The following is a 14,880-nucleotide window of genomic DNA, read 5'->3' on the forward strand; positions in this document are numbered from 1 at the left end:
CGTAGGAGGTCCTGGAAGCGGGCTCCCCATTATGCGACACCAGAAAGTAGGATAAGGCAAGCGTGCTACATCGTAGTGGCTGCCCCATGATGGAACCTTCGATGGCAGTTGGGACAAAGTGCAACAGTGTTCTCTATCGAATCATCACCACCGGCAGCTAGCCGCACCTTATGATGAACTTCCAGGTATGGTGTACCATCTGTGGCGCGCATGAAAGGCGCTTCAGCCAGACATGATTCGCATCGTCCACCAGCTCGTAGTAACCTTTCGGCGACAACATCCGGATTTCTGACAAAGACTGTTGACTGAACAACGATTGAAGTGGGTTTCCTTCCTGTATTTGCGAGACGTCGCAATCGATCTTTTGACGAACCACGCAAAGATCGTTCGACAGCAACGGCGAACTCAGCTTCAACCTCAACAATAGTCTTGGGTCTTTGCATAAGCGCATCAAAATAATTAGCGACCTCGCGCATCAAGTGCATCCGGGTCTTGTAGTGGTTTTCATAGTACGCTATATGACCTCGCAGAGCAGTAATGGCATTTACCTTACAATGCTCATCATTCTCTGCGAAAATCTGCTCCATGAAGTAACGCATCGCTGACGCACTCATAGCCCGATAAAACACCCTGCCTTCTAACAAGCACTTGTAGTCAACTATGAAATCATTTGCCGTGGTGTCGTTTAGGCCGTGTTCCGAAGAAAGAACTTTCCCTCCATAAGTCGCCTTCATATGACCATCAAACACTTTTTTTGCTACTTGGTAAGCTGCTGACACTTGTTCCTCAGTAATCTTCATCATTTCCCTCCCGATATACCGAGCTGTAATGACCTGAGATATAAGTGAAACTCAGTAGGCCATCTCTAATATTCTGCGATAGGCAACGAATACGTACTTGCTTTTTTAATAAAAACCAATCTGCGCTTCATTTTGCCTTTGCTCTGGGCGGAAGCGGATCAGCTACAGCTAGGAGGCGTTCTGCTGGAAACTGCTGGAACACATCCTCTTCGGTCACAAAGGAGCCATCGAGCCAGCCGTGATACTGGTCCGGGTCGAGGATCATCACCATCCGTTTTTCATCATCAGGCTTTTGGAAACGCTGCATGAGCGGGTGGCCATCGGCGTTTATCGTCAGCATCGAGAACGACAACAGCAAGTCTTGCGGCCGGAATTCCCATATCCCGGCGACGGCGGCCGGCATGCCATTGGCGCGCTCGATGCGCCAGCGAACCGGCTTTCCAGTCTCATAGCAAGGTTCAAAGAAATTTTCCGCTGGGATAATGCAGAACTGTTTGCGCTTCCAGGCATTGCGGAAGGACGGCTTCTGCGCTACGGTTTCGGTGCGGGCGTTGTAGGTCTGGCGCGCCAGCTTCATATCGGCCCAATGCGGCACCATGCCGAAACATGCTGGGGCAACTTCCAGCTCACCGGGCACATCGTGCGACGCGCGAATGATCGGCGCCATGTAGCCTGGCCAGGCTTCTGGCGGCAGGTCAAATTGAGGGGAGCGGACAGCAAAATGCTGTTCGATTTGATCGCTACGGCTGGGGGTATAGTCGGCGCACATGCAATTTATTCTACCTGCCTTCCGGCATTGGTGGCGGCTCCGTCCCGACAAAACACAGCCAGGACTGCGCATAGTCGCAAAATTGCATATCTTTCTTGCTGCGCTCAAATCCTGACAACACCATGCGCCCATCCCGATACCAAAGCAAATTCACATCGAACAGTGTGTCGACGTAGTTTCCTTTCTCTCCGTAAGTGAACCGGGCCAGCTTCACCAAACGGTGCAAGCCCTGGTCTGTTGTTTCAATGACTTCCAACGTTCCGGGTCGTGCCGAGTTGTAGCGATCATGCAGCCGTCGTTTGGGCACCTCCACGCCAGCAAGGCGCATCTTTAACATTTTAACAATCATCGTGACACCTGAATTAAATACTGTATATACATACAGTATAACAAGAGTTCTTGAGGTCGCAATACCCGGCAATGACGCGAGGGCGTGACGATGAATGATGCGCAGAATACAGACACCAGTACATGGGCCAGAAGCGCGCCAGGACGCGGCGCAGCGCGAAAACAACACCGTTCCCACGTCGCAACACCACCCGCACGAAAAAGCGCTCAAAGTGCGTCAAAATGCGTCAAATCGCATGCCCCCTATTCACCACGCGGCACCAGTCCTCATGCGCCTTCAGCCATGGCGCAAATTTGAGTCAAAAGAGCCCTATATAGCGGGCAGGTGTGGAGGGGGGGGGCAACTGCGCGCGCCGGGCCGAAATAGGCTTTTTTCTTGCGTTTGATGCAACATCCATCGTCGGGACGTGAAAAAGCCACCTCGTGGGCGGCCTGTGCGGTGGCTGGGGCGGTCCGGCACGGCTGGGGTGTCGCGGCCCCACCCTGGCGGCTAGTGCGGCGGGGCGGTCATCCTGGGCGGCCGGCGCGGATCATCGCCGCCTGTTCCTTCTCGTAGTCGTCGCGGCAGTCCACGCCACAGAACAGCAGCGCGGGCGCCAGCGGCTCGTCGCAGTAGTGGCAGCAGCCATGCGCCGCCAGGCCCGGCCGGCGCCGCACGGCGACCAGGCCGCGCGCCACCTCGGCAAAGATGATCTTGTCAGTGTTGTCGATGTAGTCGCTCATTGCGCGCCCTCCTTGCCCAGGCCCAAGTCATACGGGGCGAACTTCACCACTTCCACGCCGGCCCACTCGTTGATGGCCATGAACTGCGCCTGCAGCGGCACCAGCTCGTTGCGCGCGAAGACGCGCGCGGCCGGTTCCACGGCGCCGAAGCGGCCGGCATTGTTCGGCAGGATGCCCATCAGCTGCGGCGGCACGCGATGCGCGGCCAGCTGGTCGTCGCGCGTCACGCTCTTGATGTTGAAAAACTCGTCCTTGGCGGCCACGTCGGACACGGGCAGAATCTGGATGCCGTCCTTCTTGCCGTTCGGCGCGTACATGAACAGGTTGCGGAAGTTGCCCGGCCCCTTGCTGTCGCGCATGGCGTGGCGCAGGTTGTCTACGTCCTGCGTGTTGGCGGCCGCATCCGTTATGTAAAACACGAAACCGGCGTGCGAGCCGTTCTTGTAATATTTGCGACGGAACAAGGTGGCCGCCTCGTTGAGCCAGGCCGATTGCAAGGCGCTCAGGTACTGGGGCACTCGGTACAGTTCCTGGTTCACGTCCGGCTCCATCAGGTGGAACACGCGGCCCTTGTCGAACTGGTGCACGACGCAAGGGTCAGGTCCGGTATTCAGACACGGACTGGTGCGTTGGGTGGCGTGGAAGGTGGCTCAATTGGAGACCTAATGAGAACTACGAACGCGCGCCCTCGGCGCGCGGAGCTGCCGCGCAGCGGCAGCAGGTGGAGGATTCGGGGCGGGCTGGGCCGGTAGGCCCAGCCCTTCGAATCTCACACGCAGGGCGCGAAGGCGCCCTGCTCGCTTCCGCCAGGCAATAAAAAACCGCCCGAAGGCGGTTTCTCTATTTCCTGGCGGAAGCGGTGAGATTCGAACTCACGAACAGTGTAACCCGTCGCTAGTTTTCAAGACTAGTGCCTTCAACCACTCGGCCACGCTTCCTGATGGCAGCATTATACATAAAGGTCAGTGGCTTACCAATGGCTAGTACTCCGGTGGCCTTATTTCCCCCTAGCGGCAAGGACTGGGGTCGTACTCGGCGGGTACGACCCCGGCTCTTCGCCTGTGGGTTCAATACCTGCGCAGGCACTCCAAAGCAAAGCTCTACAGCCCCCAGTTTTCCCGCAGCGCCTTCTCGAACTCCAGCGCCGGCAACGGGCGCGAGAACAGGTAGCCCTGCACTTCGTCGCAGCCGGAGCTCTTCAAAAATGCCAGTTGCTCGGCCGTTTCCACGCCTTCCGCGATCACTTTATGGTGCAGCTGCTGGGCGATGCTGATGATGGTGCTGGCGATGGCGCAGTCGCTGGCGTCTGTCGGGATGCCGGTGGTAAACGAGCGGTCGATTTTTAGCGTGTCGATGGGGAAACGCTTGAGGTAGGACAAGCTTGAATAACCAGTGCCAAAGTCGTCCAGCGACAGGGCCACGCCCAGCGCCGTGATACGGTCCATGATGCCGATCACGCGCTCGATGTTGTGCATCAGCGTGCTTTCCGTGATTTCCAGTTCCAGCCAGGCCGCTTCCAGGCCGTAGCGGGCCAGGGTCGCCGCCACCCTGGCGGGCAGGGCCGAGGTGAATTCGCGCGCGGAGACGTTGACGGCCAGGCGGATCGGCGGCAGGCCGGCCAGTTTCCACGCTTGCGCCTGGGCGCAGGCCGCTTCCAGTACCCATTCGCCCACTTGCACCACCAGGCCCGTCGATTCGGCCAGGGGGATGAACTCGGCGGGCGGGATCATGCCGTGCTGCGGGTGGTGCCAGCGCACCAGCGCTTCGGCGCCGATGATGCGCCCGCTGCCCAGCGCGTATTTCGGCTGGTAGTGCAGCAACAGTTGCTGTTCCGATAATGCCTGGCGCAAGCCTGTTTCCAGGCGCATGCGCGCCTGCATGCCCAGGTTCATGTCCTGGCTGTAGAAGGCCACGCTTTCCGCTTCGCCGCCACTGTCCTGCTTGGCGCGGTACATGGCGATGTCGGCCTGGCGCAGCAGGGTTTCCGCGTCCTGCCCGTCTTGCGGGTACACGCTGATGCCGATGCTGGCGCCGACGCGCAAGTCGTGGCCTTCGATCAGGAACGGTTGCACCAGGGAAGCGAGCAGCTTTTGCGCCACCATGCTGGCCTCGAAGTGCTGGCCGATGTCGAACAGGCCCACGGCGAACTCGTCGCCGCCCAGGCGCGCCACCAGGTCCTGGTCGCGCAATACCTTGCGGAAACGCAGCGAGACCTGGCGCAGCAGTTCATCGCCGATGCGCCGGCCCAGGGTGTCGTTGATCAGCTTGAAACGGTTCAGGTCGATGAACAGCACGCAACCGAGCATCTTGCTGCGCTGCGCCACGGAGAGGGCCTGGTCGACCAGCTTGGCCAGCAAGGTGCGGTTGGGCAGGCTGGTCAGCGGATCGTAATAGGCCAGATGGTGCAATCGCTCTTCGGCCAGCTTGCGTTCCGTGATGTCCGTCAGGTAGGCGATGAGTCCGATGGGCTTGTCGTCCATGTCTTGCAGCGGCGACAGGGACAGGCTGGCCCAGAAGATTTCGCCCGACTTCTTTCGGCGGCGCACCTCCATCAGGCGCCCTCCCTGCTCCAGGAAGGCGTCGTGGAAGCCCGTATCTTCGTCGTCGTACAGGAACAGGATGTTGCGCCCCACGGCTTCCACCGAGGTGTAGCCGAACAGGCGTTCGGCGCCCTTGTTCCAGCTGGTGATGTAGCCCGTCAAGTCCATCGTCAGCACGGATTCGTGCAACTGGTCGAGGATTTGCGTCTGCTGCGCCAGCAAGGCTTCGACTTGCGCAAACGCATGGGTCGAGCGTTGCGCCAGCGAATGCACCTGCAGCACGCCGGCCGTCAGCGAGGCCAGGCTGGCCAGGTGGCGGCGGTCGGCGTCGTTGTACAGGCTGCGCCCCGCCACGCTGTAGTGGCCGAAGCAGTGGCCGTCAAAACTGATTTCCTGCAGCAAGGCAGGCGTGTCGCTGGGAAAAATCGCGGACGATGCAGCGGCGTCCATGCTGCCCGCAGGCAGAAACTGGCCATGCGGGCTGGCCATCACGGCGCTGGCGATGCGGCCCAGCTCAGCCACCAGCGCGGGACCGCGCAAACGCACGACGGCATCGCACAGGGCGGCGCTGTCACCGAGGTAATCCGACACCGGCAGCAAGGTCATGCTAGAGGTTCCGGCTGACCTGGATGGCCCATTGGTAGGCCTGTAGCAGGCTGCGCCAATAGGTTTCTCCATCGATGCCGGCACGGCGCAAGACTTCGGGCGGCGGCGTGGCGCTTTCGACCAGCGCCAGCAAGTTGCCCAGCTCGCCATTGCGTTCCAGCAAGGCGTCGTTGACTTCGGGTGCCAGGTTCAGGGTGGCGATGATCTCTTGCATCGGCATGCCCAGCAGGACGTCGAGCAGGGAAAACACGCCCGCCATGAAGGCCAGGTCTTGCGCATCGCGGTCACCGCCGCGCAACTGGCACAGCGCTTCCATCTGCGCCGCGCGCACGGCCGCCAGCGGCAGCAGCGCGTGGATCTTGCCGTCGTCTTGCTGGCGCGCATACAACAGCAGTTGCAGCCAGCGCTGCAGCTGGCGCCGGCCCAGCAGGCTGATGGCCTGGCTGAAGCTGGTAATCGGCGCCGTGAAACCGAAGGCGGCCGAATTGACCAGTTTTAATAGATGATAGCTGAGCGATGGGTCCTGTTTGAGCGGCACTTCCAGCTCGTGCGCGTCGGCATCGCGGGCCAGCAGGCCCAGCAGCGCCAGCAAGCGCCGGCGCGAGGTGGCGTCTTCCGGCTCGCTTTGCTGGCGCGCATGCTGCAAGGCGTAGTCACCGGCAAACCAGCTCACGCCGATTTCTTGCAATGCGGCAAGCTGCGCCGCGTCGACGATGTTGTAGGCCAGGTGTGGCCCCGGCAAGGGCAGCAGCTGATGCAGGGCCGGGCGTGCGCCCGCCGCGTCAAAACTCAGCGCGCGCGCGTCGACCTGCGCCGCCACCACGGGACCGGCATCGGCGCCATCGAGCAGGATGCGATAGCCGGCGTCGCGCCATTGCTGGCATTTTTTCTGAATTTGCTTGTCGCCCGCAAACTGCGCCGGCAAACGGAAAATGGTGCGTTGCGGCGCCAGTTGCGCCAGCACGGCCTCGTCCACGCCATGCGGGTCGGCCAGGGGAATAATGCAGTCGAGCGGTGCCAGGAAGGCATACGCATCGGCAGCGGCCAGCGCCGCCAGCAGCGGCGCCGTCGAGGCCTGCGGACCATGCAAGGTGACAGCGACCCACTCGTTATGAGCATTGGCCACTGCTTGTAATCCCACCAACGGAAACAGGTTTGATTCAGACGCTGACATCGGTATCTCAGTGTGGGTAGGGCGCCATAGTAAATAAACTGACCAGCATTGGCAACCCTGGCCCGACAGGGATGCTATTTCGACAGCGAGAATCATTCTATCCGAATCTCACCCGTGAAACAGTTTAATTTTGGCAATAAATATTCAAAAAAAACACTCCCCCCGGGAGACCCGCCTGTCATGCGGGTTTGAAAAAATCACCGTGACGCGAGCGCCGTTCAGGTGCCGCCGCCATGCGCATGTTCGACCGCGTATTTGATCAATTCAGCCTGCCCTTCGATGCCCAGCTTGCGCTTGATGTTCAGGCGGTGCGTCTCGACCGTGCGCACGCTCAGGTCCAGGTCGCGGGCGATCTGCTTGTTCGACTGGCCCGCCGCGATGTGTTGCAGCACTTGCTGCTCGCGCGTGGTGAGGAAGGAATCGTGCACTTGCGGCCGCGATAACTGCCGCGCCAGGGCCGCGCTGTAATAAATGCCGCCGGACATCACCGTCTCGATGGCGAAAACGATATCTTTCCCTGGAGCATCCTTCAGCACATAGCCGCGCGCGCCGGCGGCGATGGCTTGCGACACATATTCGAGCTTGTCGTGCATGGACAAGATCAGCACGGCAATCTGCGGAAACGCCTGCTTGAACAGCGCCGTCGCTTCAATACCATTCGTGCCGCGCATATTGATATCCATCAACACGAGGTCCACCTGGTGCGCCCGCGCCTGATTCAACGCTTCGTCGGCGCCGCCCGCCTCGGCCACGACGTCGAAATGCGCCACCGCTTCCAGGCGCGCGCGCAAGCCGTCGCGCACGAGGGGATGGTCGTCCACCAGCAGGATGTTGATCGTCTCGGTCATGTTTCGGTATCTTCTCGGTATCTGTTACTCAGTGTGTCGGTGGAAGGGCGAGCCGCGCCAGCACCAGGGTGCCGGCCGGCGACGAGGTGATGTGCAGGCTGCCGCCGATGGCTTCCATGCGTTCCGTCATGTTGCGCAGGCCGATGCCGCGCTGCGGATGCAGGGCGATGCCGTCGAAGTCGAAGCCGCCGCCATTATCCTCGATGCGCAATTCCACCGCCTTGCCCGCCTCGCGCAGGCTCACTTCCACGCCGCGGGCGTGGGCATGGCGCTCGCAATTGGTCAGCGCTTCCTGGGCGATGCGGAACAACACGGTATTGACCATGTCGGGCAAGCCCTCGCCCGCCGCCGCCGGACTGGCCGTGAAACTGGCTTGCGCGCTGCTGCTGTCGTTAAATTCATGCACCAGGTGGTCGAGCGCGGCGGCCAGGCCCAGGTCGTCGAGGATGGCCGGGCGCAGGTTGTGCGAAATGCGCCGCACCTCGCCCAGCACCTTGTTCAGCTGCTCGGCGGCCCGCTCGAACGTGGCGGGCGCCTTTTCTTTCTGCTCGGCATTACCGGCCAGGCGCGCGATGCCCGCCTCGATTTGCAGCTTGATCGACACCAGCCACTGGCTGATGCCGTCATGCAAATCGCGCGACAGCCGCGCCCGCTCCTCTTCCTGCGATTCGACCACGCGCTGCGCCAGCACTTTCAGTTTGGCGTCGGCCACGCGCAATTCGCGCAGGTTCAGCACCAGGCCGCAAGCGGCCACCAGCAGGGAACCGAGGATGGCGATGGCGGCGATCAGCTCCATGGTCGAGCGGATATTGCGCGACTGCTGGGCATCGACCTTGGCCAGCGCCTGGTCCACGTCATCCATGTAAATACCGGTACCCATCATCCAGCCCCATTCCGGCATCAATATCACATAGCCGAGCTTGGGCGCGGACTTGTTGCTCGAGGGCTTGATCCAGTTGTAGCGCTCGAAACCGCCGCCGCTCCTGGCGCGCTGCATCAGGCGCTGGATGGTCAGGTTGCCGTCTGCGTCGCGCAACTCCCACAGATTCTGCCCCACCAGTTCGGGCTGGCGCGGATGCATCAGCGACTTGCCCTGCAAGTCATAGATGAAGAAGTAGCCATCATCGCCATAGCTGAGGGCCGACAGGATGCGCTTGGCTTCCTCTTGCGTGGCGGCATCCTTGCGGCCCGAACCATATAACGAGGCGATGGAATGGCTGGCCAGGGTCACGTAATGCTTGAGTTCGGCTTCCTTGCTGGCCAGGTACGCTTGCTGGATGGTGGCGCGCTGCTGCTCGGCCAGGGTAATCGCCTGGTGCCGCACGGCAAACGCGATGGCGCACAGGGCAAGGATGAGCGGCGTGATGGCCAGGAAGATGACTTTCTGTCTGAGTTTCATGGCCTGGCGCGCTCCGGCGGCGTCGATGCTGGTGGGAATACGTGATTTTACGTCGCGGCGCGGCAATCATTCTGCGTAGTAATACTGAGCGTTACTGCGTAGTCGTGCGCTTGCGGCAATTATACGATTCCTGAATACTTGCCATAAGCTGCAAATACACCAAAAGTTACATCAAACTGGCGACGACCAGGACCCGCAGCACACATCATCGCACGGCACAGCGCCCGTCAATCTCTGGAGGAAGCATGAACCGCATTTTCAAACAGCTCGGCTGGGCAGCGCTTGCGCTTGCCGGCGCCGGATCCCTGGGCGTCGTCGCCCTGCAACGTGGCGAACCGATCAGCGCAATCTGGATCGTCATCGCCGCCGTCTGCGTCTACCTGATCGCCTACCGTTTCTACAGCCTGTTCATCGCCGACAAGGTGCTGGGCCTGGATGCACGCCGCATGACGCCGGCCTTCAAGCACAACGATGGCCTCGACCACGTACCGACCAACAAATATGTGCTGTTCGGCCACCATTTCGCCGCGATTGCCGGCGCCGGCCCCCTGGTCGGCCCCGTGCTGGCCGCGCAGATGGGCTATTTGCCCGGCATGCTGTGGATCTTGGCAGGCGTCGTGTTTGCGGGCGCCGTGCAGGATTTCATCGTGCTGTTCATTTCCATGCGCCGCGACGGCCGCTCGCTGGGCGACCTGATCAAGGCTGAACTGGGCGAAATTCCCGGCATGATCGCCTTGCTGGGCTGCTTCATGATCATGGTCATCATTTTGGCCGTGCTGGCCTTGATCGTCGTCAAGGCGCTGACAGGCTCCCCATGGGGCAGCTTCACCGTGATGGCGACGATTCCCATCGCCCTGTTCATGGGCGTGTACTCGCGCTTCATCCGCGTGGGCCGCATCGGCGAGATTTCCATCATCGGTTTTGTGCTGCTGATGCTGGCCATCATCGGTGGCCAGTATGTGCAGGAACACGCCGTGCTGGGCCCGATGTTCACGTTCACAGGCACGGAACTGACGTGGATGCTGATCGGCTACGGCTTCATCGCTTCCGTGCTGCCCGTGTGGCTGCTGCTGGCGCCGCGCGACTACCTGTCGACTTTCCTGAAAATCGGCACGATTCTGGGCCTGGCCATCGGCATCATCGTCGTCGCGCCTTACCTGAAAATGCCGGCCATGACCAAGTTCATCGACGGCTCCGGCCCTGTCTGGTCGGGCAATCTGTTCCCCTTCCTCTTCATTACGATTGCTTGCGGCGCCGTCTCCGGCTTCCACGCGCTGATTTCCTCGGGCACCACGCCGAAGATGATTGAAAACGAAAGCCACGCCCGCTTCATCGGCTATGGCGCCATGCTGATGGAATCGTTCGTGGCCATCATGGCCCTGGTAGCCGCCTCGACCATCGAGCCGGGCATCTATTTCGCCATGAACAGCCCGGCCGCCCTGATCGGCACGACAGCCGAGTCCGCCGCACAGGCGATTTCGCAGTGGGGCTTCTACGTGACGCCGGAAATGCTGACGCAGACGGCCAAGGACGTTGGCGAGCACAGCATCATCTCGCGCGCGGGCGGCGCACCGACCCTGGCCGTCGGCATGGCGCAGATTCTTTCCGGCGCCATCGGCGGCAAGGCCATGATGGCCTTCTGGTACCACTTCGCCATCCTGTTCGAAGCGCTGTTCATCCTGACGGCCGTCGATGCAGGCACGCGTGCGGGCCGCTTCATGCTGCAAGACTTGCTGGGCAGCTTCGTACCTAGCCTGAAAAAGACGGAAAACGTCATCGCCAACCTGCTGGCCACGGGCCTGTGCGTGGCGGCCTGGGGCTACTTCCTGTACCAGGGCGTGGTCGATCCATTGGGCGGCATCAACACCCTGTGGCCGCTGTTCGGCATCGCCAACCAGATGCTGGCAGCCATCGCGCTGATCCTCGGCACCTGCGTGCTGTTCAAGATGAAACGGGGACAGTATGCGTGGGTGACGATCACGCCAACCATCTGGCTGCTGCTGTGCACGCTGACGGCGGGCTGGCAAAAGATCTTCGACGCCAACCCGCGCGTCGGCTTCCTCGCGCATGCGAAGAAATACTCGGCGGCATTGGACGAAGGCACCTTGCTGGCACCGGCCAAGTCGGTGGCGCAGATGCAGCAGATCATCTTCAACGATTACCTGGACGCCGGCCTGGCCGCCTTCTTCGTCATCGTCGTGATCAGCGTGCTGTTCTTCGGTATCCGCACCATCATGAAGGCACGCGCCGACAGCCAGCCAAGCACCAAGGAATCGCCGTTCCAGGCCATGCCCACGGTGCAATGATGATCGACGAAATCATCAAGGCTGGACGGTATCTGGGGCAAAGCATGCGGCTCATGTGCGGCTTGCCCGAGTACGACACCTATGTGGCGCACCGGGAAGTGACCCATCCCGGCGAGCCGATGATGACGTATGAAGAGTTCTTCCGCGAACGCCAGGAAGCCCGTTATGGCGGCGCCGGCAAGCGTGGCGGCTGCTGTTAGTAGTGGGGTCAGACCCTTCGGGTCTGACCCCGGCTTTTCTCCGGGTTTGATTTCATTAGCCCCAAAAGCAAATACTGGGGTCAGTCCCTGCGGGATCGACATGTGCCCCATTGGGGCACATGTCCCCGACGGGTCCGACCCCACCCCTCGTTGTTTCATCTCGTATAAGTTCCCCTCCCCTCTCTTCCCTTAGACCCACATCAACATCGGGGTGTGTCTTCGCGTCTATATTTTTCCAATAGGAATTAAATAACAGTCAACGGGCGACCGGGGGAAGCAGCGAATTCATGTTCAATTTCCAACGCTCCAGCATCAGCCAGAAGCTGACCATGATCTCGGTACTGTCCTCGGGTTGCGCGCTGCTGCTGGTGTTCGTGGCGTTTGCGCTGACGTCCGTGCTCAGCCACAAGAATGATGAAGGCAAGCAATTGCTGTCGCTGGCGGGCGTGATCGGTGCAGCCAGCGCGGTGCCCTTGCTGCTGGGCAAATCGGCACAGCCGCAGGCCGAACAGGTGCTGGCCGCGCTGGCCGCGCGCGACGAGGTGGCCCAGGCGGCCCTGTTCGACCGGGGTGGGCGCCTGTTCGCCCTGTACCGCGCGCCGCAGCATGCGGATGGCCTGGCAGCACCGGAAGACATGGACCCGGCCCTGCTGGCCGACATGGCCGTGCAACCCGTCACGCAAGGCGCGGGCACGCCCCTGGCACCCGCCATGCGTTTGTACCGTCCCGTCTACCGGCCCGGCGAGCCGCAGCAGATCCTCGGCGCCGTGCTGATTGAGGCAGACCTGAACCACATGTGGCGCGACATCGGCCGCCACGTGGGCGCCATCGGCGGCGCCACCGTGCTTTCCTTCCTGATCGCCGTGTTCCTCGCGCGGCGCTTCAAGAGCGTGATTGCCGAGCCGATCACCAAGCTGATTGATACAGCGCAAAAAGTGTCGAGCAGCCAGACCTACAGCCACCGCATCGCACACCAGCGCAGCGACGAGCTGGGCGTGCTGATCGATAGTTTCAACGACATGCTGGCGCAGATCGACAGCCGCGACAGTACCCTGGCCAATTACCGCGACCAGCTCGAGCGCCAGGTGGGCGTGCGCACGGCGCAGCTGGAAAAGGCCAAGGATGCGGCCGAGGCGGCCAGCCAGGCGAAGAGCGCCTTCCTCGCCACCATGAGCCATGAAATCCGCACACCGATGAATGGCGTGCTGGGCATGACGGAACTGCTGCTGGCCAGCCCTTTGAGCCCGCAACAGCGCCACTACACGAGCATGGTGCAGCGCTCGGGGCAGAATTTGCTGGTGATCATCAACGACATCCTCGATTTTTCCAAGATCGAGGCGGGAAAGCTGAGCGTGGAGTACATCCGCTTCAATTTCCGCGAATTGCTCGACGACATAGAGCACGTGTTCGCGCCGCAGGCGGAAGCAAAAAACATCAGCCTGGAATTCGATATCGCGTTTGACATCCCCATCGCCATCTGCGGCGACCCGAACCGTTTGCGCCAGATCATCGTCAATCTGCTGGGCAATGCCATCAAGTTCACGGAAACAGGCAAGGTCACCGTGAAAGTGACCGTGTGCAGCGAAGATGCGCCCAGCGTGGGCTTGCGCTTCGAGGTGCACGACACGGGCATCGGCGTGTCGAACGAGGCGCAGACGCGCATCTTCGAATCGTTCTCGCAGGCCGATGGTTCGACCACGCGCAAGCACGGCGGCACAGGCCTGGGCTTGACGATCTCGAAACAGCTGGTGGAGCTGATGGGCGGCACTATCGGCGTCGATAATGCTTTAACGCAAGGATCGATCTTCTGGTTCGAAGTAAATTTCGATAAGCGGCGGGTCGACAACGATGACCCGTCCTTCAACCTGAAAACCACACGAGGGTTACGCGCCTTGATCGTCGACCACACCCCCGCCACGCGCGCCGTGCTGGAGCGGCAGCTGGCCAGCTGGCACATCGTCAGCGACAGCGCCGGCACGGCCAGCGATTGCCTGGGCAAGCTGCGCGCGGCCGCGCAGGCGGGCACGCCGTATGCCGTGGCCCTGCTCGACATGGAATTGCCGCGCACCAGCGGCCTGGCCCTGGCCGCCACCATCAAGAGCGATCCGTTGCTGGCCGACCTCAAATTACTGCTGCTGAGCACGGAACAGGCGGCGGCCGATCCCGTGCAGCGGCGCGAGGCGGGCGTGGCCTTCCAGCTGATCAAGCCAGCCCGCGAATGCGACCTGTTCGACTGCATCGTCACGCCGCCGCGCGCCAGCGAGGGCATGCGCATCCATCCGCCGCACACGGCGCGTCAGGTGGGCCGGCGCCAGCGCCGCCGCGTGCTGCTGGCCGAAGACAATCGCGTCAACGTGGAAGTGGCGCTGGCCATGCTTGACAGCCTGGGCCTGGACGTGGTGTGCGCGCACAACGGCGAAGAAGCGTTGCAGGCGGCGCAGGCCGAGGATTTCGATCTGATCCTGATGGACTGCCAGATGCCCGTGATGGACGGCTTTGCCGCCACGGCGGAAATCCGCCGCCATGAACAGCAGTGCGGCCACGCGCGCGTGCTGCCGATCGTCGCCATCACGGCCAATGCGCTGCAGGGTGACCGCGAAGCGTGCCTGGCGGCCGGCATGGACGATTACCTGAGTAAGCCTTTTACGCAGCAGGACCTGGGCCACACGATTGCGCGCTGGATCACCCTGCCGCGCGCGGCCACCGTGCACCACAGCGAGGCGCCGCAGGCGCAAACACCGCCAGCGCCGGTGGAAGTGCCGCCCGAACCGCCGCCCGAGGTAACGCCGCCATCGGCCGCCCCGCCAGCGGGCCAGCCCCTGAACCGGCAGGCGCTGGAAAACATCCGCGCCCTGTCGCGCACCGATGGCGATGCGCTGCTGGAACGGGTCATCCTGGCTTTTACCAGCGAGACGCCGCGCCAGTTGAGCGCCATGCGCGCAGCGATTGCCGGCGCGGATGCGGAAGCGCTGCGCAAGGTGGCGCACAGCCTCAAGTCGGGCAGCGCCAACGTGGGCGCCGATGGCCTGGCGCAGCTGTGCAAGGAGATGGAAAAACTGGGCCGCGCCGGCAGTACCGAGGGCGCGGCTCCCCTGCTGCTGCAGATGCAGCAAGCCTTCCTGGCCGTACGCGAATCGCTGAGCGCCATCCTCGTGAAGGAACACTGA

Annotated in this window: 11 protein-coding genes, 1 tRNA gene and 1 pseudogene; 3 read left to right on the plus strand and 10 right to left on the minus strand. The window is 61.8% G+C overall.

What is annotated here, in order from left to right:
• Positions 1-65: 65 nt before the first annotated feature.
• The 10 genes and pseudogenes from CLU93_RS04075 to CLU93_RS04120 form a co-directional block, all read right to left on the minus strand.
• Entirely contained in the window at positions 66-803 is a 738-nt protein-coding gene (locus CLU93_RS04075; protein ID WP_099760100.1) for an HNH endonuclease, read from the minus strand.
• A gap of 124 nt (positions 804-927) precedes the next feature.
• Positions 928-1,569, minus strand: coding sequence for an SOS response-associated peptidase (locus CLU93_RS04080; protein WP_099760101.1), 642 nt, complete (start codon positions 1,567-1,569; stop codon positions 928-930).
• 10 nt (positions 1,570-1,579) lie between these two features.
• On the minus strand, positions 1,580-1,918 hold the full coding sequence (locus CLU93_RS04085; protein WP_143451696.1) for a hypothetical protein: 339 nt from the start codon (positions 1,916-1,918) through the stop codon (positions 1,580-1,582).
• A gap of 506 nt (positions 1,919-2,424) precedes the next feature.
• Positions 2,425-2,640, minus strand: coding sequence for a hypothetical protein (locus CLU93_RS04090; protein ID WP_099760103.1), 216 nt, complete (start codon positions 2,638-2,640; stop codon positions 2,425-2,427).
• Positions 2,637-3,224, minus strand: a pseudogene (locus CLU93_RS04095) (phage portal protein); the annotation flags it as partial. The pseudogene CLU93_RS04095 and the gene CLU93_RS04090, both read right to left, overlap by 4 nt.
• A 264-nt stretch (positions 3,225-3,488) precedes the next feature.
• Positions 3,489-3,578 (minus strand) — tRNA-Ser (locus CLU93_RS04100).
• A 162-nt stretch (positions 3,579-3,740) separates the two neighbouring features.
• Positions 3,741-5,786: a putative bifunctional diguanylate cyclase/phosphodiesterase gene (locus CLU93_RS04105; RefSeq protein ID WP_099760104.1), complete on the minus strand. Its 2,046-nt coding sequence runs from the start codon at positions 5,784-5,786 to the stop codon at positions 3,741-3,743.
• Between the two features lies 1 nt (position 5,787).
• Positions 5,788-6,912 (minus strand): EAL and HDOD domain-containing protein, encoded by a 1,125-nt coding sequence (locus CLU93_RS04110; RefSeq protein WP_306594677.1) that lies wholly within the window; start codon positions 6,910-6,912, stop codon positions 5,788-5,790.
• Positions 6,913-7,178: 266 nt separating this feature from the next.
• Entirely contained in the window at positions 7,179-7,808 is a 630-nt protein-coding gene (locus CLU93_RS04115; RefSeq protein ID WP_099760106.1) for a response regulator transcription factor, read from the minus strand.
• A 28-nt stretch (positions 7,809-7,836) separates the two neighbouring features.
• Positions 7,837-9,207, minus strand: a complete 1,371-nt coding sequence (locus tag CLU93_RS04120) for a cache domain-containing protein (protein WP_099764230.1) — start codon at positions 9,205-9,207, stop codon at positions 7,837-7,839.
• Between the two features lie 245 nt (positions 9,208-9,452).
• On the opposite strand from CLU93_RS04120, the gene CLU93_RS04125 reads away from it, so the two are divergent.
• The 3 genes from CLU93_RS04125 to CLU93_RS04135 all read left to right on the plus strand — a co-directional run bounded on the left by CLU93_RS04125 (position 9,453) and on the right by CLU93_RS04135 (position 14,880).
• Positions 9,453-11,513 carry a carbon starvation CstA family protein gene (locus CLU93_RS04125; RefSeq protein ID WP_099760107.1) on the plus strand — a complete coding sequence of 687 codons (2,061 nt, stop codon included), beginning with the start codon at positions 9,453-9,455 and terminating at the stop codon, positions 11,511-11,513.
• Positions 11,513-11,713, plus strand: coding sequence for a YbdD/YjiX family protein (locus CLU93_RS04130; protein ID WP_010396213.1), 201 nt, complete (start codon positions 11,513-11,515; stop codon positions 11,711-11,713). The genes CLU93_RS04125 and CLU93_RS04130 overlap by 1 nt, the downstream gene beginning before the upstream one ends.
• Before the next feature lie 287 nt (positions 11,714-12,000).
• Positions 12,001-14,880, plus strand: a complete 2,880-nt coding sequence (locus CLU93_RS04135; RefSeq protein ID WP_099760108.1) for a hybrid sensor histidine kinase/response regulator — start codon at positions 12,001-12,003, stop codon at positions 14,878-14,880.

Origin of the sequence: Janthinobacterium sp. 35 (assembly GCF_002754575.1) — a bacterium.
GTDB classification, from domain to species: Bacteria; Pseudomonadota; Gammaproteobacteria; order Burkholderiales; family Burkholderiaceae_D; genus Janthinobacterium; species Janthinobacterium tructae.

Excerpts from the sequence above, each read along its gene's own strand:
- CLU93_RS04115 (WP_099760106.1), bottom strand. The coding sequence starts at position 7,808 with ATGACCGAGACGATCAACATCCTGCTGGTGGACGACCATCCCCTCGTG.
- CLU93_RS04075 (WP_099760100.1), bottom strand. The coding sequence starts at position 803 with ATGATGAAGATTACTGAGGAACAAGTGTCAGCAGCTTACCAAGTAGCA.
- CLU93_RS04125 (WP_099760107.1), top strand. The coding sequence starts at position 9,453 with ATGAACCGCATTTTCAAACAGCTCGGCTGGGCAGCGCTTGCGCTTGCC.
- CLU93_RS04085 (WP_143451696.1), bottom strand. The coding sequence starts at position 1,918 with ATGATTGTTAAAATGTTAAAGATGCGCCTTGCTGGCGTGGAGGTGCCC.
- CLU93_RS04090 (WP_099760103.1), bottom strand. The coding sequence starts at position 2,640 with ATGAGCGACTACATCGACAACACTGACAAGATCATCTTTGCCGAGGTG.
- CLU93_RS04135 (WP_099760108.1), top strand. The coding sequence starts at position 12,001 with ATGTTCAATTTCCAACGCTCCAGCATCAGCCAGAAGCTGACCATGATC.
- CLU93_RS04130 (WP_010396213.1), top strand. The coding sequence starts at position 11,513 with ATGATCGACGAAATCATCAAGGCTGGACGGTATCTGGGGCAAAGCATG.
- CLU93_RS04105 (WP_099760104.1), bottom strand. The coding sequence starts at position 5,786 with ATGACCTTGCTGCCGGTGTCGGATTACCTCGGTGACAGCGCCGCCCTG.
- CLU93_RS04080 (WP_099760101.1), bottom strand. The coding sequence starts at position 1,569 with ATGTGCGCCGACTATACCCCCAGCCGTAGCGATCAAATCGAACAGCAT.
- CLU93_RS04120 (WP_099764230.1), bottom strand. The coding sequence starts at position 9,207 with ATGAAACTCAGACAGAAAGTCATCTTCCTGGCCATCACGCCGCTCATC.